16 protein-coding genes are annotated in these 17,471 nt (G+C 73.3%); 5 read left to right on the top strand and 11 right to left on the bottom strand.

All coding sequences use genetic code 11. The features are described 5' to 3' along the window. Nucleotides 1-483 precede the first annotated feature (483 nt). The 6 genes from IF89_RS0120555 to IF89_RS0120530 all read right to left on the bottom strand — a co-directional run bounded on the left by IF89_RS0120555 (nucleotide 484) and on the right by IF89_RS0120530 (nucleotide 8,011). The gene (locus IF89_RS0120555; protein WP_030769975.1) at nucleotides 484-1,134 is read right to left on the bottom strand and encodes a fasciclin domain-containing protein; all 651 of its coding nucleotides are present in this window, start codon (nucleotides 1,132-1,134) and stop codon (nucleotides 484-486) included. 2 nt (nucleotides 1,135-1,136) lie between these two features. Then, nucleotides 1,137-2,801, bottom strand: coding sequence for a molybdopterin-dependent oxidoreductase (locus IF89_RS0120550; RefSeq protein ID WP_078628416.1), 1,665 nt, complete (start codon nucleotides 2,799-2,801; stop codon nucleotides 1,137-1,139). Nucleotides 2,802-3,028: 227 nt separating this feature from the next. Further along, the gene (locus tag IF89_RS0120545) at nucleotides 3,029-3,316 is read right to left on the bottom strand and encodes a hypothetical protein (RefSeq protein ID WP_158717897.1); all 288 of its coding nucleotides are present in this window, start codon (nucleotides 3,314-3,316) and stop codon (nucleotides 3,029-3,031) included. A gap of 126 nt (nucleotides 3,317-3,442) precedes the next feature. Next, nucleotides 3,443-4,474, bottom strand: a complete 1,032-nt coding sequence (locus IF89_RS0120540; protein WP_030769966.1) for an ATP-dependent DNA ligase — start codon at nucleotides 4,472-4,474, stop codon at nucleotides 3,443-3,445. A gap of 201 nt (nucleotides 4,475-4,675) precedes the next feature. Next, on the bottom strand, nucleotides 4,676-5,668 hold the full coding sequence (locus tag IF89_RS0120535) for a BtrH N-terminal domain-containing protein (protein WP_030769965.1): 993 nt from the start codon (nucleotides 5,666-5,668) through the stop codon (nucleotides 4,676-4,678). A gap of 234 nt (nucleotides 5,669-5,902) precedes the next feature. Then, nucleotides 5,903-8,011, bottom strand: coding sequence for an MMPL family transporter (locus IF89_RS0120530; protein ID WP_030769963.1), 2,109 nt, complete (start codon nucleotides 8,009-8,011; stop codon nucleotides 5,903-5,905). A 73-nt stretch (nucleotides 8,012-8,084) separates the two neighbouring features. On the opposite strand from IF89_RS0120530, the gene IF89_RS0120525 reads away from it, so the two are divergent. Beyond that, nucleotides 8,085-8,582 carry a MarR family winged helix-turn-helix transcriptional regulator gene (locus IF89_RS0120525; RefSeq protein WP_030769960.1) on the top strand — a complete coding sequence of 166 codons (498 nt, stop codon included), beginning with the start codon at nucleotides 8,085-8,087 and terminating at the stop codon, nucleotides 8,580-8,582. A 16-nt stretch (nucleotides 8,583-8,598) separates the two neighbouring features. Here IF89_RS0120525 and IF89_RS0120520 read toward each other — a convergent pair whose 3' ends face one another. Next, nucleotides 8,599-9,585, bottom strand: coding sequence for a hypothetical protein (locus tag IF89_RS0120520; protein ID WP_051807338.1), 987 nt, complete (start codon nucleotides 9,583-9,585; stop codon nucleotides 8,599-8,601). Nucleotides 9,586-9,762: 177 nt separating this feature from the next. Between IF89_RS0120520 and IF89_RS0120515 the strand changes: the two genes are divergently transcribed. From IF89_RS0120515 to IF89_RS47035, 3 genes are all read left to right on the top strand, one after another. Then, nucleotides 9,763-10,395 carry a TetR/AcrR family transcriptional regulator gene (locus IF89_RS0120515; protein WP_030769953.1) on the top strand — a complete coding sequence of 211 codons (633 nt, stop codon included), beginning with the start codon at nucleotides 9,763-9,765 and terminating at the stop codon, nucleotides 10,393-10,395. Between the two features lie 121 nt (nucleotides 10,396-10,516). Beyond that, nucleotides 10,517-11,578 (top strand): serine hydrolase domain-containing protein, encoded by a 1,062-nt coding sequence (locus IF89_RS0120510; RefSeq protein WP_158717896.1) that lies wholly within the window; start codon nucleotides 10,517-10,519, stop codon nucleotides 11,576-11,578. A gap of 202 nt (nucleotides 11,579-11,780) precedes the next feature. After that, complete coding sequence (locus IF89_RS47035; protein WP_199820532.1) at nucleotides 11,781-11,927, top strand: hypothetical protein; 147 nt, start codon at nucleotides 11,781-11,783, stop codon at nucleotides 11,925-11,927. 2 nt (nucleotides 11,928-11,929) lie between these two features. On the opposite strand, the gene IF89_RS46050 is transcribed toward IF89_RS47035, so the two are convergent. Then, nucleotides 11,930-12,136 carry a hypothetical protein gene (locus IF89_RS46050; protein WP_158717895.1) on the bottom strand — a complete coding sequence of 69 codons (207 nt, stop codon included), beginning with the start codon at nucleotides 12,134-12,136 and terminating at the stop codon, nucleotides 11,930-11,932. Between the two features lie 9 nt (nucleotides 12,137-12,145). On the opposite strand from IF89_RS46050, the gene IF89_RS0120495 reads away from it, so the two are divergent. After that, complete coding sequence (locus IF89_RS0120495) at nucleotides 12,146-12,388, top strand: DUF6332 family protein (RefSeq protein ID WP_030769947.1); 243 nt, start codon at nucleotides 12,146-12,148, stop codon at nucleotides 12,386-12,388. A 25-nt stretch (nucleotides 12,389-12,413) separates the two neighbouring features. On the opposite strand, the gene IF89_RS0120490 is transcribed toward IF89_RS0120495, so the two are convergent. The 3 genes from IF89_RS0120490 to IF89_RS0120480 all read right to left on the bottom strand — a co-directional run bounded on the left by IF89_RS0120490 (nucleotide 12,414) and on the right by IF89_RS0120480 (nucleotide 17,220). Further along, on the bottom strand, nucleotides 12,414-13,862 hold the full coding sequence (locus IF89_RS0120490) for a DUF6493 family protein (RefSeq protein WP_051807335.1): 1,449 nt from the start codon (nucleotides 13,860-13,862) through the stop codon (nucleotides 12,414-12,416). Nucleotides 13,863-13,981: 119 nt separating this feature from the next. Continuing rightward, nucleotides 13,982-15,721, bottom strand: a complete 1,740-nt coding sequence (locus IF89_RS40875; protein WP_030769941.1) for a PKD domain-containing protein — start codon at nucleotides 15,719-15,721, stop codon at nucleotides 13,982-13,984. Between the two features lie 308 nt (nucleotides 15,722-16,029). Beyond that, entirely contained in the window at nucleotides 16,030-17,220 is a 1,191-nt protein-coding gene (locus tag IF89_RS0120480) for an ALF repeat-containing protein (RefSeq protein WP_107047321.1), read from the bottom strand. Nucleotides 17,221-17,471 lie beyond the last annotated feature (251 nt).

Below are 17,471 nucleotides of genomic sequence, written 5' to 3'. Positions count from 1 at the left end.
TGGCCCCGCCAGGCCCTGCAGTACACCACCGTCAACGGCGCCCAGTTCCTGCCGTTCCCCTCCCGGCTCCCCGACAGGTCTGTGGCCCCGGCCGCCCGCTCGGCGCTCAAGAAGCACACGGTCCACGAGCACGACGACGCCGCCCGCCCCGCGGCCGAGGCCGGACTCGATCCCCCACGGGCGCCCGGACGGCTGGGGCGCCTGCGGCCACCGGCCCGGCTGGGAGCTCGACTGGCCCGCCGCGAAGGACGGCAGACGTCCGCGCTCGGTACACGGGGGTCCAGGCCGTCACATGTGAGTCCTCGGCCGCTTCTAGCCGGATACCTATCGGAAGGAGGGCAGTGCTCACGCCGTCGGCGCCCTCTCAAGCGCTGACGGCGTGAGCACTGCGCCGCCCCGCGGATCACGGAGCGGGGTGGGTGGCCCTGCCCCCGTCGCAGAAGGGCAGGGCCACCGGACGTTGCCGGCCGCTCGGGGCGCCGGCTACTTGGGCATCAGGACGGTGTCGACGATGTAGACGTTGGCGTTGGCCGTCTTGACGTTCCCGCAGACGACGGCGGAGGTGCCGTTGACCTTGTAGGACTCACCGGAGCCGGCCGTGGTGACCGTGCCCTTCTGGAGGGTTTCGAAGGAGCCGTTCTCCAGCTGCTCCGGGGTGAGCTTCTGGCCGACGACGTGGTAGGTCAGGATGTTGGTGAGGGCGGCCTTGTCGGCGAGGACCTTGTCGAGGTCTGCCTTCGGGATCTTCGCGAAGGCGTCGTTGGTCGGTGCGAAGACGGTGATGTCCTTGGCGTTGTTCAAGGTGTCGACCAGGCCGGCCTGCTCGACCGCGGCGACCAGGGTGGACAGCGCCGGGTTGTTGGAGGCGGCGGTGGCGACGGGGTCCTTGGCCATGCCTTCGAAGGACCCCGGGCCTTCCTTCGGCACGCTGGCGCAGGCCGGGCCGAAGGGCTCGTCGGCGGCCGTCGCGTCGGCCATCGGGGTGCTCGCGCCGGTCTTGCCCTCGTCGCCGGCGGCCGCGGAGGGCGCTGCCTTGGTGTCGCCCGAGTCGGAACAGGCGGCGAGCGTGAACGGCAGCAGGGCGGCTGCGGCGACGGCGATCGCGGTACGGCGGATCTTCATGCTGTTGCTCATGATCAGTTGCTCCCCTTGAGCTTCTGTTCGGTTGAGGGTGCGAAAGGGTGGTGCTGCCGGACCGGCCCTGAAGCGGGCCGGGCCGGGGTCTCGGGGACGGTGACGAAGACGCTGTGCCAGCCGCTCGCTCCGTCGGGGATCGTCCGGGCGCGCTGCTCGGCCTGGACCTGGCCGGTGCCGTCGGTGGCGCGGACGGTGATCGTGTGCCCGCCGGCGGCGGCCTGCCAGCGGTACGACCACTGGCGCCAGGTGTCGACGCCCGCTGCCGCGGCGAGGGTCGCGTCCTGCCAGGGGCCGTCGTCGATGCGGACCTCGACGCGGCTGATGCCGCGGCCTTGGGCCCAAGCGACGCCGGCGACGGTCACCGGGCCGGCGGCGGGGCGCGCGAAGGGCTTGGGTGTGTCGATGCGGGACTGCGTCTTGACCGGGGCACGGCGGGCCCACGCGCGTTTCACCCAGTACGGGTCGTAGGCGTCGAAGGTGGTGAGCTCGATGTCGGTGATCCACTTGCAGGCCGACACGTACCCGTACAGGCCCGGTACGAGCATCCGGACGGGGAAGCCGTGCCGGAACGGCAGGGGTTCGCCGTTCATCCCGACGGCGAGCATCGCGGCGCGGCCGTCCATGACGTCCTCGACGGGCGAGCCGAGGGTCATGCCGTCCACGGACCGGGCGACCAGCTGGTCGGCCCGGCCGCCCTGCGACGGCGCCCGGACACCGGCTTCGCGCAGGAGGGCGGCCAGGGGCACGCCGAGCCAGCGGGCGGTACCGAGGTAGGGGCCTCCGACCTCGTTCGATACGCAGGTCAGGGTGATGTCGCGTTCGATCAGCGGCCGGGCCAGGAGTTCGTCGAGGGTGTAGGTACGGGGCCGCGCGACGCCTTTGCCGTGGAGGCGCAGCCGCCAGGCGGCGGCATCGAGACGCGGGACGGACAGGGCGGTGTCGACACGGTAGAAGTCCCGTACGGGGGTGGTGAAAGCGCTGATCCCGGGCACGTCGAGCTGGACGCCGGAGGCGAGTACGGGGGCGGGGGAAGCCGGTGCGGGGAGCGCGAGAGCGGCGCGGGAGGCGGCGGCGCCCCGGCCGCGCTGCCCGGTCAGGACCTGGCCCATCGCTCCGGCGGTGGCCGCCGCGGCCGCGGTGGCGGCGGCCGCGGTGAGGAACTCCCGCCGGCTCCGGCCGCCGCCCCGGGGGCCGGGCGAGCCGAGGAGGCGGGCTCGGCCCGCAAGGACGTGCAGGGCGAGTGCGCCCGCCCCTGCGCCGGCGGCGGAGGGCAGAACGTCCTCGGGCCCGGCGCTGTCGGGCCGGCTCAGGGCGGCAGCCGCGCCGACGAGCCCGAACAGCAGCACGCCGGCCGTCGCTGCGCCGGGGTACCACCGGGCGAGGACGCCGAGGGCGACCGCAAACAGTCCCAGCAGGACGAGGATGCCGAGTCGGAGGGCGACCTTGTCGTCCTCTCCGAACGTGCGGATCGCGAAGTCCTTCACCGCTGCGGGGGTCCGGTCGACGACCGCGCCACCCACCACCGTCACCGGCGCGGCCGCGGGCCGCACGAGGGCCGCGGTCAGCACGGCCACCGCCAGCGCGGTGCATGCGGCCAGCAGGCCGGACAGCGCCCCGGGGCCGACACGGGTCAGGGTGGTGCGGAAGGTGCTCACACAGGGGATTCGGCTACCGCCGGCCGGCGGATTGGGTCCTCACCCGAACGAATGAGTCCGACCGCACGGCCGGGACTGCGGCGGCGGGGCACGGGTCGGCCCCGGTACGCACCTGCGGCGTGCCGGGGCCGGTTCGCCGCGCGGGGGCGGCTGTCACTCGGCGGTAGCGCCGGCCGGAGCCGGGCGGCCGCCCCGCGGGGGCCGGCGGCCGACCCGCCCCACCGGGGAACGCCTGCTCAGCCCGCCCCGCCGGGGCCCTCGGGCGACCGTCCGCGCTCGGGCGCCGCACCCCGCTCCCGCAGCACCTCCCGGGCCTCCGGGGTGGCTTCCGTCGCTTCCCGCTTTCCGGTGCCCAGCGCCTCTTTGGCGGCGTCCTTGACCTTCTGGGCCGCCTCCTGGATCCGGCCCTTGCCCTCCGCCGGTGACGTGCCGCGCTCCCGCTCCTCCTGGGGGGACACGTCGTTCTCTCCGGTCACCCGTTCCAGAGGTGACCGACCGTCGTTCCTGTCCTGGGGGTCAGGCATGGCGGGGCTCCCTTCCTCCGTTCATGTGCTGGACCAGGCACCTGTCCGTTCTGCGCCCTTTCAACCGCTCGACCGGGCGGCGGGCCGGGTCGTCGTCGCTGCGCCCGCCACGGCACCGCCCAGCGCTCACGGCTCCGGGTACTCCTGCGCCCCGGTCGCCGTGTACAGGGCGACCTCCTCGGTCGTCACGTCCAGGCGCAGCCGCTTGAAGCGCACCGGATGCCGGTAGACGCCGCCTTGGTCGACGGCGGCGTCCGCGCTGATCTCCGCGACGAGGTCGGGACTGACGAGCGTCACCTTCAGGGCGGCTCGGCTGCCACGGGCCGAGACGAAGCGCATGCCCGTCCAGGGGTGCTCCGGAGCGGCCGCGGTGAGGTTGCCGCCGACCAGACGGGCGTCCTCGGCCCGCAGGGGGCCGGTGCGGCCCACGGGGCGGAGGAAACCCTGCGGGTCGCGGCGGCCGAGCAGGAGGAGCTGGGGGCGTATGGGTGTGCCGGTGATCGCGCCGATGATCGCCTCGGTGGTGTCGCGGCGGCGGAGTTTGTACCACCCCCTGTGCCCGGGATGGTAGGGCTGGTTCAGGGCTTTGACCACGATGCCTTCGACGCCGGAGGGTTCCGGCTGGGTTTCGAGCCACTTCTCCGCCCTGACCAGGTCGGTCGTCATGGGGCACAGCGTCCAGGGCGCGGACAGCCTGTGGTCGGCGAAGAGGGCTTCGAGCCGCAGCCGGCGCTGCCGGTACGGGTGGCGCAGGAGCTCGATCCCGTCCTGCTGGAGGATGTCGAAGGCGATGAAGAAGGCCGGCAGGGACTGGGCGAGCCCCCGCCGGGCGGTGCGTCCGCGGGCGGCGGTGCGACGCTGGAGCCCCTCGAAGGAGAAGCGGTGATCCTTGGGGTCCCAGACGACGAGTTCCCCGTCGAGTACCAGGCCGTCCGGGAGCTGTCCCGCTGCTGCGACGAGGTCGGGGAAGTGGTCCTGGATCTGCACACCGCGCCGGGTCTGCACCAGGAGCCCGCCTCCCGCCCGGGTGGGGGTGAAGAGCAGGGCGCGGTAGCCGTCGAACTTCTGCTCGTAGGCCAGCTCGCCGATGGAGGCGGTGCCGGGGACCGATTCCACGGCGTGGGCGAGCATCGGCTCGACGGGCGGCTGCAACGTCATCCCTTCCATCCCCTTCGTCTCCGCAGGTCCGGCCCGCAGCCGGGCCCGGCACGGCCATCGCTCCCTCCCGTCATGCCGTTCCTTCCCCCTGAGGCGCCTACCCGGTCCGCAGCGGCTGACCTGGCCGGCGCCCATCGGTCTGCGGAACGGGTACGGGCGTGGTGCGCTCGGGACGAGGTCCGCGGCGGAGGGTGACAGCCTTTACGGGCCCTCCAGGCCGCTCAGGGTCTGCATGGCCTCACGCTCGATGCGCGCGAGGTCCGCGAGGAGCGAACCGGCCCGGTCGAGGCACTGCGCATCGCCCGCCTCGCCGGCCTCCTGGATCAGTGCGGCTGCCTCCGTCCACAGGACGGCTGCCTCGGTGTACAGCGTGTGGCCGGTGCGCAGCCGGCCGCTGTCGATCAGGTGCGTGCATTCCGCGAGGAAGTCGCGGTAGAGGTTGCGGAAGAGGGCGCCACCGGTGCCCGCCTTCTCCATGAGGAGGGCCGCCCGGGGCAGGTCGCGCTGCGGTGCGTCGGTGCGTTCCAGCCAGGTCCGTACGAGCCGGCCGGCCTTCTCGATGCCCCGGTGACCCAGGTTCGCGATCGGCGGGTTGAGGAAGGCGTCGGCGCAGGCGGTGATGGCGGGGACGATCCGTCCCTGCGGGGCCGGCATGTCGTGCGGCGCGGTGAGGGTGAAGGACCGGTGCCTGGCCGTCATGGGGCCCCGTGCGGCTCGGGCCCGGGCGAGGCTCGTCAGGCTGGTGGAGACGGCGCCGCCCTGCTGCTCGGTGTCCACCAGGTGGGCGGCGCGGTCGTCGTAGCCGTACATGGCGACGACGTGCCCGCCGAAGTGGACCTTCGTGCCGAAGTAGTCCAGGTGGTAGCTGTCGAGCTGGAGTCCGACGGGGCGGCCGGCGTCGATGGGGGCCGTCACGTTGTCCCATGCCCTGCGCGGGGAGGTGGTCTCCTGGACGAGGAGTTCCAGGCCGAGCCGCGTGGCCAGGTTCCGGGTGAGGTCGAAGGGTTTCACCCGGCCCCCGAGGAAGGGGAAGTCCATGTTCTTGGCGTCCCAGTAGACGAAGGACAGACCGGAACCGAGGCCGAAGAGCATGGGCTCGGACAGATCGAGGCCCTGGTGTCTCAGCAGCACCCCCAGAGCTGTCGTCTCGCAGTGCTGCATGCCGCGGGCATCGATGCCCGTCACCGTGGTCATCCCGTGCTCTCCTGGACCTGGTCGATCGGTCGGGGGGCGTCCGTGCGCGCCGGACAGGGAGGTGGGCGGGCTCACCGGATGGCACTCCGGGGCCCGCCCGGTCACCCGTACGGAAGGTAGCCGCCCTTGCCGTCCGGTGCGACCTTCCGCTCCCGCCGCCGCGGCCGTCAGGTCCGGCGGCCGCGGCGGAGATCGGTCCCGGACCTGCTCATCGGATCCGGCAGCCCCGCCGTCTCAGTGGCGCACCGGCCCCGCCGGCTGTTTCCCGGACCGGGCGAGGGCGCTGGGCCACCAGGCGCGCGGGCCGATGTCGATGACGAGGGCGGGCACGAGCAGGGAGCGCACGACAAGGGTGTCGAGGAGGACGCCGAAGGCGACGATGAACGCGATCTGGACGAGGAAGGCCAGCGGGATGACCATCAGCGCGGCGAAGGTCGCGGCGAGCACGACGCCCGCGGAGGTGATGACGCCGCCGGTGGTGGTGAGGCCGCGCAGCACTCCCCGGCGGGTGCCGTGGGTCAGGGCCTCCTCCCGTACGCGGGACATCAGGAAGATGTTGTAGTCGACGCCCAGCGCCACCAGGAAGACGAATCCGTAGAGGGGAACGGAGGCGTCGGTGCCGCTGAAGCCGAGCAGGTGCTCGAAGACGAGGCTCGACACGCCGAGGGTGGCGGCGAAGTTGAGGGCGACGGTGGCCACGAGGAGTACCGGGACGAGCAGGGAGCGCAGGAGCAGGACGAGCACCAGGAGGATGATGGCGAGGACGACCGGGACGATGACGCTCCGGTCGCGGGCGGCGGTCGCCTGCGTGTCGTACTGCTGCGCGGTGTAGCCGCCGACGAGGGCGTCGGCGCCGTCGACGGTGTGCAGGCGTTGGCGCAGCCGCTGGACGGTGTCCTTCGCGGCGTCGCTGTCCGCGGCCGCCTCCAGCGTCACGTCGATCCTGACCCGGCCGTCCACCACCAGCGGGTCGCCGGGTCCGGGCCGTCCGGTGCTGGTGACGGCGGCGGCGGAGGCGACTCCTCCGGTGGCCCGGGCGGCCGCGGTGACCTGGGCGGCCTGGTCGGCGTCGGCGATGACCACGGTCGGGTTGCCGGAGCCGCCGGGGAAGTGCCGGCCCAGGGTCTGCTGTGCGCCGACCGACGGTGCGTCGCTGACGAAGATCTCGTCCAGCGGAACACCCTTGGCCGACAGGCCGGGTGCGAACGCGGCCAGCGCCAGGAGGACCAGTGCGGTGGAGACCCACACGCGGCGCGGGGCCCGGTCGATGAGCGCGGCCACCCGGCGCCACACGCCGTGGCCGCCACCCTCGGTGTCCGCGGGCCGGGGGGTGGCCGGCCAGTAGGCGGCGCGGCCGGTGAGGACCAGGACCGCGGGCAGGAAGGTCAGGGTGGCCAGCACCGCGCAGACGATGCCGATCGCTCCGACCGGGCCCAGCGCGCGGTTGTTGGTCAGGTCGCTCGCGAGCAGGGCCAGCAGGCCCAGCGCGACGGTGGCCGCACTTGCCGTGATCGCGCCGGCCGAGCGCCGCACCGCGGTCCACGCCGCGCTCGTGCGGTCCCCGCCGCGGGCGGCGAGTTCCTCCTTGAAGCGGGCGGCGAGGAGCAGCGCGTAGTCGGTGGCGGCGCCGATGACCAGGATCGACAGGATGCCCTGCACCTGCCCGTCGACCCGCAGGACGTCCTCGGCCGCCAGCCAGTAGACCACCGCGCAGGCCAGGCCGAGGGCGAACACGGCGCTCATGATGATCACCAACGGGAGCAGGATGCTGCGGTAGACGAGCAGCAGGATCAGCAGGACCGCTCCGAGCGCCACCCCCAGCAGCAGACCGTCGATGCCCGAGAAGGCGTCCGCCAGATCGGCCTGGCTCGCGGCCGGGCCTGCGATCTGCGTCCGTGTGTCGGGCACCTGCGCGGCCGTCGCGCGGACGTCCGCCAGGACGGCGGGCAGTTCCTCACCGAGGTCGGGTGCGAGCGGGACCACGGCCTGCAGCGCGTCGCCGTCGGCGGAGACCACGGCCGGCGAGGGCGGCCCGGCGATTCCCGGCCGGCCGGCCAGCTCCGCGACCGCCCGGGTGGCGGCCTGCTGTTGTGCGTCGGTCACCGGGCCTGCTTCGCCGGTCCACACCACGATGGCCGGCACCGTCTCGGACCGCTCGAAGGCCTTGCGGGCCTGCAGCACCTGGGTGGATTCGGCACTGCGCGGCAGGAACGCCGCCTGGTCGTTCGTGGCGACCTCGCCCAGCTTGCCCGCATAGGGGCCGAGCATGCCGCCGACCGCGAGCCAGACGACCACCAGCACGAGGGGGATCGTCCAGCGCACCCAGCGCGATGTTTTCACCATGTCCGTCCTCAGAACACACCGACTATGTCAGCGATAAAGTATCTCAATCATTGAGAGATCTTATGCTGAGGTCATGCGCAGTGCCGACGTCCCCTCCCAGACACCTCCGCCCCAGGACCCGAGCGGGTTGCAGGCCTTCGCCGTCCTGCTGCGCCACATGAACGCGGAGTTCAACCGCATCACCCACGAGTTCGCTCAGGCCCAGGGGCTGCACCTGACGGACGTACAGGCGCTGATCGCCATCCTCGACGCCGACCAGGACGACGCCGAGCCGGGTCCGATGACCCCCGGCCGGCTGCGCAAACGGATGAACCTCACCTCCGGTGCCGTCACCGCCTGCCTGGACCGGCTCGAGAGCGCGGGGCACATCCACCGGGTCCGCGCCGAGGACGACCGCCGGGTGGTCCACCTCCACTACGCCCGGGCCGGCCGGTCGGCGGCCCGTGACTACTTCCGCCCGCTGGCCGAGGCCACCGACACCGCACGGCGGCGGTTCACCGCCGACGAACTCGCCGTCGTCGTGCGCTTCCTCGCGGAGATGAACCGCCAGCTCGACCTCGTGCGCCGCTGAACCACGGCCGCGCGCGTCAGCCCGCCGGTACGACCGCCGGAGCGTCGATCCCCGACGGGACCCGGCCGCGACGGCCGGCGAACACGAGGGCGGTGACCCCGAGGACGACCCACAGGGACAGGACCAGCGCGGGGCGGGCGGCGCCGGCGCCGTCGAAGAAGGAGACCGAGCGGAGCAGAGAGGCGCCGGCGCCGGGCGGCAGCCACTGACCGATGAGGCCGGCGGGCTCGGGCAGCAGCTGGGGTGCGCCCGCTGCGCCGGAGAACGGGTTGCCGAGGAGGACGATCAGTGCGGCACCGAGGCCGATGCCGGGCGTGCCGAGGAGCGCGTGGAGCCCGGCGACGCCTGCGGCGACGGCTGCGACGGTCAGGGCCAACACCCCGGCCCCGGCCCACCAGTTGCCGGTGATGACACCCAGCCAGCTGTGCGCGAGGGCCGCCCCGGTCAGGCCGACGAGGGCGGCGGCGCCGAGGACGGCGGCGACGGCGCGGCCGCCACGGAGCCCGGCGAGACAGACGAGGGCGCCGGCCGCGACCCCCGCGAGGGCGAGGGGCAGCACACTGGCGCCGAAGCCGGCACCGCGCGCGTCGGTGGCGGGCGCCGGCACCACGTCGACGACGGTCACGGGCGGGCCCGCGGGCGGCGCCTGCGCGGCGACGGCCTGGGTCAGCAGTTGCGCGACGAGGGGACTGGCGGCGGATGCGGTCAGCAGGCGCGGGCCCTGCGGAGTGACCACGACCGCGCCGTACACCTCGCGGTTCTGCACGGCGGCGCGGGCGCCGGCCTCGTCGGCGTACCGGTGGATTTCGAAGGCCCCCTCGTGGGCGGCGAGTCGCTGCTCCAGCGGAGCGGCCGCGACGGCGGGTCCGGCGACGCCGAGCGGCAGGTCGCGCGGGGCCGTCCGGGTGGCCGGCCAGGCGAAGGCCCACAGGGCGAGGGCGGCGAGGAGGGGAACCACGACCAGCACGGCCAGGAGGCGGCGTGCGGCCGGGAGCGTGTGCACAGAAGCCGGGACCGCACGTGCCGACGTGGCGGCCGCGAGCGGAGAGGCAGGTGTCACAGGAGGCATGGCGAGGGCTCCGGTTCCAAAGAGAAGGATCGTTCGTTTTACGTGCTGACCCCACTGTGTGCCGACCCTCTCGCCTTGTCAAGAATGAATGTTCGTTTTAGGGTGCGGAGCATGGCACGTGTATCCCAGGCACACCTCGACGCCCGCCGCCGGCAGATCCTCGACGGCGCGACCCGCTGCTTCACGCGCAACGGCTTCCACGCCACGTCCATGCAGGACGTGCTGAAGGAGGCGGACCTGTCCGCCGGCGCCGTCTACCGCTACTTCCGCAGCAAGGAGGAGCTGATCGCCGCTATCGCCGAGGAGACCTTCGTCTCGATCCGGAGTGCGTTCGACGCGGCAGCGCAGCAGAGCCCGCCGCCCGGCCCGGACGTCCTGATCGCCCAGGTCCTCGAAACGATCCTGGGGGTCCGGGCCGGGGATCCCGGGGCGGATCCCAGGGACTTCCCCCGCCTGATGCTCCAGGTCTGGACGGAGACCCTGCGCAACGAGGAACTCGCCGGTCTGCTGCGCAGGGGCTACACGGAGATCAGCCGGGCCTGGATCGGGCTGGTGGAGACCTACCGGGCGACCGGCATGCTCGACTCCGACGTCCCCGCCGACCACATCGCCCGCACCCTCATCGCGGCGGCCCAGGGATACATCGCCCAGCAGGCGCTCTTCGGCGGCATCGACCCCCGCATGCTCCGGGACGGCCTGCGCGGACTGATGTCCATGACCACGCCCGCCCCGGCCCGGCACTGAACCGGCGGGATCGGCCGCGACCTTCGTCGCCGGTCGCGTACTGCTCAGGTCGCACAGGCGCCGCCGGAAATCATCATCGGGGCGCACGGGGCCCGGCGGGTGTGCCGCGATGATGTCGTTCATGGCAGAAGAACTCGCAACCCTCGCCCGACGGACCGCGGACCGGCTGGCGGAGAAACACGTCGGCGTGGTGGTGGCGGCCGTGGCGGGGGACGCCGTGGAGATCCGGGGCGCCGGGAGCACCGGCGCCGGCCACGGGCGTCCCCCCGGCCCCGACACGCTGTTCGACATCGGGTCGGTGACGAAGCCGTTCACCGCGCTCGCCCTGGCCTCCCTGGCCGTCTCCGGCACGGCGGGGCTCGACGAGCCGCTCGCCGATCTGCTTCCCGAGGGCGCGGCCGTGCCGTCGCGCGACGGCCGTCGGATATCCCTCCAGCACCTGGCCACCCACACCTCCGGGCTGCCGCGCCTCCCCCGCGGCATGCTGCTGCGGGCCCTGCTGCGCCCGTCCACGCCGGATCCCTACGCCGACTGCACGGCCGAAGCCCTGCTGGCCGGGCTGGCCGGAACACGCCTGGGGGCGGTGCCGGGGAAGCGGTTCCGCTACTCCAATCTCGGGGCGGGACTGCTGGGGCTCGCCCTCGCCCGGCGCACCGGCACGGACTACGAGTCCCTCATCACCCAGGAGATCTGCGTGCCGTTGGGCATGACGGACACCGTCGTGACGGTGGACGGGGCCCGTACGGGACGCCTCGCCCAGGGCCATCGGCGCCGCGGCCGCCCCGTCCCCCCGTGGCACTTTGCCGACCTCGCGGGCGCCGGTGCCCTGCGGTCGACCGCGACCGACCTGGTGGCCTTCGTACGGGCCCAGTGGGACGGCGCCCCGGCAGGCCCCGCCGGGCTGACCGAGGCGATCCGGCTGAGCCGCTCGGTGGAGCACCGCAGGAACCGGTTCGCCCGGGTGCACCTGGGCTGGATGGCGCACCGGCTCCACCCCCGCCAGGGCGGCCACCTCCAGATCTGGCACAACGGGGGGACCGGGGGCTTCTCGTCGTTCGTCGGCTTCGACCCGGAGACCCGCGTCGCCGTCATCGCCCTCGGCAACACCCGCACTCCGGTGGACGCGCCCGCCTTCGACCTGCTGCGCGCGCTGCAGGCGGACCATGCGTCCGGGACGAGCTGACAGAGGGCGGTTCAGCACGCGTGGCGAGGGCGGCCAGGACACTGCAGTCGCCCGCTCACGCCGCGGCTCCGACTCTGCCGGTGAGGGTCCTGCCCGGCATGGCACGGGTATACCGAGGGGGTGTACCCCGGCATGCCCCGTTTGGGCAGGTCGTGCCGGGGCACACGACGTAGCGTCAACCACCGACTGCACGGGAGGATTCGTGTCCGGGCTACTCCGCAAGATCAAAGAGTTCAGCCGCAGTCCCCAGGGGCAGCGGACGATCGCTTCCGCCCGCCGGGCGGCCGCCGACCCGCGCAAGCGCGAGCAGGTGCGCGTGCTGTTCGGCCGGCTGCGCGGCAGGCGCTGACGTCATCGGGAGGCGGGCCGGAGCCCCGGCGTTTCACCGGGCTTCGGCCGGCACGGCACAGGGGCGAGGCGGGAGGCGGCGCGGCCGTCCCGCCTGTCCAGCGGTACGCGCACCGTCACCCCGCTCTGCACGGGGTCGCGGATCTCCACCAGGAACGGGTCGGCGGCGTGCAGTCGCATCTCGTGGACTGCCGACCGGCCCGATGGCATGCTGCCACCATGACGACGCGACGGCGCAGCCAGGCGGAACGTGACGAGATCCCCGTCGAGATCGGCTACGCCCTGCTGAGCGCGTGCTTCCTCGGAGGTCTGGTTCTCGCGACGATCGCCGGACCGACTCTCATCTGGGAACTTCCCGCTGCACTGGACGAGTTTCTGTGGACGGCAGGGATGTGGACGGCCGGAATCCTGGCGGTGATCCGCGTGATCCACGTCCTCTGGAGACATGCGCAGCGCCGCTGACGGTCTCCTTCCGGGCGGGTTGCGCTCAGGTGCCTGCGAGCGCGGCGCTCAGACGGCGGGCTTCTGACACCAGGCCCGAGGAGCCGCGCCGGGACGCCACCGTCGCCACCGCGTCGGGAACCCGGCCGGTGGCGCCCGCACGCTCCGCGCAGGAGGCGGCGACGGCCAGGACCTCGCCCGCGCCCCGCACCGAGGGCAGGAGGGCCGGCAGTACCTCCGCGAGGACGGTCCACAGCGTCGCGTGCGCACCCGCCGCCGCAGCGGAACGGGCGGCGTCGGCAAGCCTGTTGGGTTTCACCGTGCCCAGGGCCGCCATGGCCGCGAGTTCGCGGCCCAGCAGCGGCGCGTCCAGCTCCCCCCGGTCCGCAAGGACCAGGAGCGCCTCCACCGCCGGACGGCGGCTCTCCACGTACCGGCCGCCCAGTCCCGCCGCGAGGGCGGCGTGCAGGGCCGGGCCTGCGGGCCCGCCCAGTCGGGCGAGGTGAGGCAGCATCCAGGAGCCGCCCGGATCGTCCGTCGTCGCTGCCAGCGTCACCTGCGGCAGCAGCCACGCGGCCTGGGTCTCCCGGTCCTCGGGCAGGACGGAGGCGCGCACGGGGTGCCCGCCGTGCCAGTGGTAGCACTGCGTAAACCCGTCGTGCGGACGGCCCAGCCACCGGAACGGCTCGGGGAACTCCCCCTGCAGTGCGGGGCGCTCTGCGCTGCGGTACGCGACCTGTGCGGCGGCGGCGCCCGTCCGCCGCCACGCCCTGTGCGTCGCAGGGTCCGGTTCGACGACCCGCCGGTGTGCCGGGGCCGGTTCTCCTTCGGGCCCGAGCCAGGCGGCGAGGCGGGCGCCCTCGGCGGTGCCGAGGCGGGTCGCGGCCGCCGCGGCGGCCCCCGCCGCGCCGGGATCGCCACGGCGTACGCGCAGCAACGCCTGCCCGAAGTCGGCCGGACCGGGCAGGGCGCCCAGGCGGCGGTAGGCGGTGAGCCGTTCGACCAGTTCGGCCGCGTCCAGCGCGCCCGTGTCCCAGGTCGGCGTCGACAACAGGAACGGCAGCGGCTCCTTGGACATGAGCGCGTACCCGATCTCGCGCAGCCGTGCGGTGAGCACCAGCTCCAAACCACCCTGTGCGCACTCCCCGTGCCCCGGGCCGCGGCGTACGTACTGCGGTGCGAGGCTGTACCCCGGGACGCGCCACAGCAGCGAGGCCACGACCACGTCGAGACCGCCGAGCCGGTGTGCCCCGGCCTCCTCCGGGTGGCGGTCCCCCAGGACATCGGCGAGCGTCCGCACGAGCCGGCGGCGGTCGCGGTGCGCCTCGCGCACCAGTCCGTCGAGGGAGCGCTCGAAGTCCGACACGGTGTAAGCAGAGGACGTGAGGTGGGACGCCGTCAGCTCGACGGCGCCGACCGGCCCCTCGGGCGCCGGGTCGAGCCGTCGCGCGGGCGGCACCGGCGGAAGGATGTCCTGGGAGGCGGTCCACGTCATGCCGTCACGCTAGGGCAAGCCACTGACAGCTCGCCCGCCACAGCCCCGCCTCCCCGGGCACCTGCGAGGCCGGCGGGCGCGGGGAGGGGTGACGCGGCGGTGCGCGTCACCCCCGGTGGTCACTTCGTCTGGTAGACGCCGAAGACGTCCAGCACCAGGTCGGCGTCCTCGTGTCCCTGGTTCCAGAACGTGATGACGCCGTGGTCGCCGTCATTGGCCTGGACCAGGTTGGGCACGGTGTCGCCGGTGGTCCAGTTGAGGGTGGAGGAGACGGGCCGCGGTCCGGCCGGTGCGGGCGGCTCGCCGTCCGCCGGCAGTGCGTAGGGGCTGGGGGCCACGGAGAGGAACCCGGTGCCGCGGGTCTCGGTGACGGTGGCGTTCAGCACGTAGGCCTCCACCCCCGTCGCGGCGTCGGGCGTGAACCCCTGGGTGATGAACTCCCGGGCGCGGAAACGGCCGCCGGGCCAGCCGTACGCCTCCTCACGGGTGTCGAGCGTACGGAACGGGGTGAAGGGCAGGAAGGCGGCCTTGCTGTCCGGGCTGTAGTGGCCGACCACGTCGACGACGACGTGGGTCGGTGACCAGGCGCCGTTGAAGATCTTGATCGTGCCGTCCTCGGCCACCGGCACGATCACCGCGTTGGCCACGGTCTGGCCGGGTACGAAGTTCAGGTTCGACGCCGTGGGGACCGGCCCGGTGCCGGAGTAGGCGGTCAGGTGGCCGGGCCCTTCGGGTTCGGTCACCGTGACGTTGAGCGCCACCGCGGTGATGTTCTGCGGGACGCCCTGCAGGCCGCCGATCCGGGTGGTGAACGCGCTGCGGGCGGCGAGCTTTCCGCCCGCAGCCCCGAGGCCTTCCCGGGTGTCGACGAGGCGGGCGGGCGTCATCGAGGTGTAACCGCTCGCCGAGGCGCGGGTGAAGTAGCCCGTGACGTCGGCGATCAGGTCGACCGGCTGCCGGCCTCCGTTGAAGAGCTCCACGTACCCGTCCTCGCCGACGGGCACGATCACCATGTTGGGTACGGAGCGGCCTGCCGTGTAGTTCAGGTTCGAGGTGTTCGGCCGGTCGTGTCCGGCTCCGGGCCACACGGTCACGTGGCCGCTGTCCACGGTCTCGGTGACGGTGACGTTGAGGGCGACGGCGGTGGCGCCCGCCGGGACGGACGCGTTGCCGGCCACCTTCACCCGGGTGGAGCCCTGCCCGCCGACCTTGCCCGTCGACGGCACTCCGGTGCCGTTGCGGGTGTCGAGGAGGCGGGTCGGGGCGTGCGGGGTGAAGTCCGCGCCCGGGGTGAGGAAGGCCCCGCCGTTGGTGGCCTGTACGGCGTTGGCGGTGTCGGTGACCTTGACCTGCACCTGGTACTCGCCGGACTTGTCGTACGTGTGCGAGCGGTGCACTTCGGAGGTGCCCTGCGCGGTGAGGGTGTCGGTCCTGCCGTCGCCCCAGTCGATGACGACGTCGAGTGCGAAGTCGGCGCTCGTGATCAGGGCGGTGAGTTCGATCCCGTGCGCGGTGTAGCTGGTGCCGCTGACGTCCACGGCCAGGGCCGGGTTGGCGGTGGCGTCCAGTGCGGTCCGTTCGGCGGGCGCGACGGGCGCGGCCTCCGCGGTCCGATCCGTCTGAGCGGTCCTCGGTGCCGCGGTCTTCGGTGCGGCGGTCTTGGTGTTCGCCGCGGGCTTCCCCTCGGCGGCTGCGGGCAGGGTGGTACGGATCGTGCGGTCCGCGGGGCTGTGGAAGCCCTCGGACGTGGATGCCTCGGCGATCGCCTCGGCCACCCCTGCCGCGACGGGTACGGGATCAGCCGCTTGCGCGGTGCCCGGGATGATGCCGAGACCGGCCGCCACGAAGGCAGCGGTCATTACGAGTCGGTGGTTGCGCACCGGCCCCCCAGTTGTGGTGATGAGCGAAGAGGCGCCACCGTATGGAAGGTTCCGGCCAAGGGTCACGGGGTTCCGGCGCGATTCACTCCTTGGGGGCCTGCTCTTTACCGACTGTGCGGTTTACGATCGACACATCGCCCCCCGCTCGCCCGGTACCGGCCGAGTCCCGACCAACACCGAGGGCCGTCACCCGGGTAGGGGTGACGACCCTCTGGCCCGTACCGGAAACCGACTCTTCGGCCTGCCGGATCAGGGGCCGATGGAGACCGTCATGCCGGTGGAGACCGTCAGCCCGCCGTGCCGGCGCGGCGCATACGGGCGGCGAGCAACAGCCCGGCGCCCGCGACGAGCGCCGTACCGGCGCCGCCCGCGATCAGGGTGGTGTGGTCGCCGGCGCCCGTGGTGGCGAGAGGTGCGCCACTGCCGCCCTGGGCGGTGACGGCGCTCTGGCCGGAGCCGGTACCGCCGCCGGTCGACGCACCGCCCGTGCCCGCACCGGTGCCCTGGTTCTGGTCCTGGCCGTCCCTGCCCGGGGCGGGCTTCTCCTTGTCCTTGGCCGCCTGGTCCTTGGCACGGGCCTCGTGCTGGCCCGTCGTGAGGAACTCGACCCGGTCGGCGGCGGTACCCGCCAGCGCGGCGCGACCCGCCTTGACGAGTTCCAGACCGCCGCCCGCGATGATCTGGGCGATCTTGACGCTGTTGTCCTGGTCGCGCAGCTGGTGCTGGGTCACCTCCAGGAAGTGGCGCAGCTCGGCCGGGGTCGCCGATCCGTTGAGGAGCTTGCTGATCGCTTCGCTCAGGATCGGGCCGTCCCAGCCCTCGTCGATGCGGGCCAGTTCGACGCGGTCGTCCTCGGCCTGGGCCAGGTACCGGCCCGTCTTCAGGAAGGCCGTACGGTCGGCGGGGGTGCCCTTGAGGGCCTCATTGCCGGCCTTCTTCACCGCCGGGCCGCCGGTGCTGATCAGCTTCGTGATCTCGACGCGGTGGTCCACGTCGCGCAGCTCGTGCTGGGTCACTTCGTAGAAGTGGCGCAGCTGTTCGAGGTTCGCCCCTCCGTCGAGGAGCTTGTTGATGCCTTCCGTGAGGCTGGGGCCGGCTCCGTGGGTGAGGCGGATGATCGCCACACGGTAGTCGTCGAGGCGGATCCTGTGCTGGTCGACCTCGATGAACGTGCGCATGGCCTGCGCGCCGTCGGCCATGGCCTTCCGGCCGGCTTCCTTCATGTGCTCGCTGGCCATCGGGTGAGCGATGATCGCGAGGATGGTCTTGCGGTCCTCTTCGGCCTGGTCGGGCACCGACTGGTCCGGCGCGGTCGGAGCCGGCTGGTTGCCGGCGGCCGGAGCGTCCGGGCCGGCGGCGAACGCCGGTGACGCGATGAAAACGGCCGGTGCCAGGGCAGCGGTGGTGACGGCTGCGGCGATCCGGGACAACTTCACAGACAAAACCCCCTGGAAACGTTTCTTCTCGTCAGGAGACATGTCAGCACGGTAGATGGTTGCGTGAGTACACCAATGTTCCTGCCGAGCAGCATGAGCGCCGTGGGGTGCCGGACCGCCGGCACGACCGCAGGGTCGCGGAAAACAGGTCCCGCGCCCCTGCGGTGGTGGTCGGCCGCAGCGCCGACGGGATTCGAACCCGCGAGACAGTCGGGGGCAGGTCCGCCCCGTCCCGTCACTCGCCGCGGGAGGGACCTCTCCCGCGGCGATCGCAATGGACCGCTCTGCCACGG

The organism is Streptomyces sp. NRRL F-2664 (assembly GCF_000719345.1).
In the GTDB taxonomy this organism is placed as follows: Bacteria; Actinomycetota; Actinomycetes; order Streptomycetales; family Streptomycetaceae; genus Streptomyces.
The sequence above is the reverse complement of the archived record's forward strand: the minus strand, read 5'-3'. Positions and strand labels throughout refer to the sequence as shown.

Bases quoted from the DNA above. Each gene is read 5' to 3' on its own strand.
- IF89_RS0120555 (WP_030769975.1), bottom strand. From the start codon at position 1,134: ATGAGCAACAGCATGAAGATCCGCCGTACCGCGATCGCCGTCGCCGCA.
- IF89_RS0120545 (WP_158717897.1), bottom strand. From the start codon at position 3,316: ATGCCTGACCCCCAGGACAGGAACGACGGTCGGTCACCTCTGGAACGG.
- IF89_RS0120540 (WP_030769966.1), bottom strand. From the start codon at position 4,474: ATGACGTTGCAGCCGCCCGTCGAGCCGATGCTCGCCCACGCCGTGGAA.
- IF89_RS0120535 (WP_030769965.1), bottom strand. From the start codon at position 5,668: ATGACCACGGTGACGGGCATCGATGCCCGCGGCATGCAGCACTGCGAG.
- IF89_RS0120530 (WP_030769963.1), bottom strand. From the start codon at position 8,011: ATGGTGAAAACATCGCGCTGGGTGCGCTGGACGATCCCCCTCGTGCTG.
- IF89_RS0120525 (WP_030769960.1), top strand. From the start codon at position 8,085: ATGCGCAGTGCCGACGTCCCCTCCCAGACACCTCCGCCCCAGGACCCG.
- IF89_RS0120515 (WP_030769953.1), top strand. From the start codon at position 9,763: ATGGCACGTGTATCCCAGGCACACCTCGACGCCCGCCGCCGGCAGATC.
- IF89_RS0120510 (WP_158717896.1), top strand. From the start codon at position 10,517: ATGGCAGAAGAACTCGCAACCCTCGCCCGACGGACCGCGGACCGGCTG.
- IF89_RS46050 (WP_158717895.1), bottom strand. From the start codon at position 12,136: ATGCCATCGGGCCGGTCGGCAGTCCACGAGATGCGACTGCACGCCGCC.
- IF89_RS0120495 (WP_030769947.1), top strand. From the start codon at position 12,146: ATGACGACGCGACGGCGCAGCCAGGCGGAACGTGACGAGATCCCCGTC.
- IF89_RS0120490 (WP_051807335.1), bottom strand. From the start codon at position 13,862: ATGACGTGGACCGCCTCCCAGGACATCCTTCCGCCGGTGCCGCCCGCG.
- IF89_RS40875 (WP_030769941.1), bottom strand. From the start codon at position 15,721: ATGACCGCTGCCTTCGTGGCGGCCGGTCTCGGCATCATCCCGGGCACC.
- IF89_RS0120480 (WP_107047321.1), bottom strand. From the start codon at position 17,220: ATGTCTCCTGACGAGAAGAAACGTTTCCAGGGGGTTTTGTCTGTGAAG.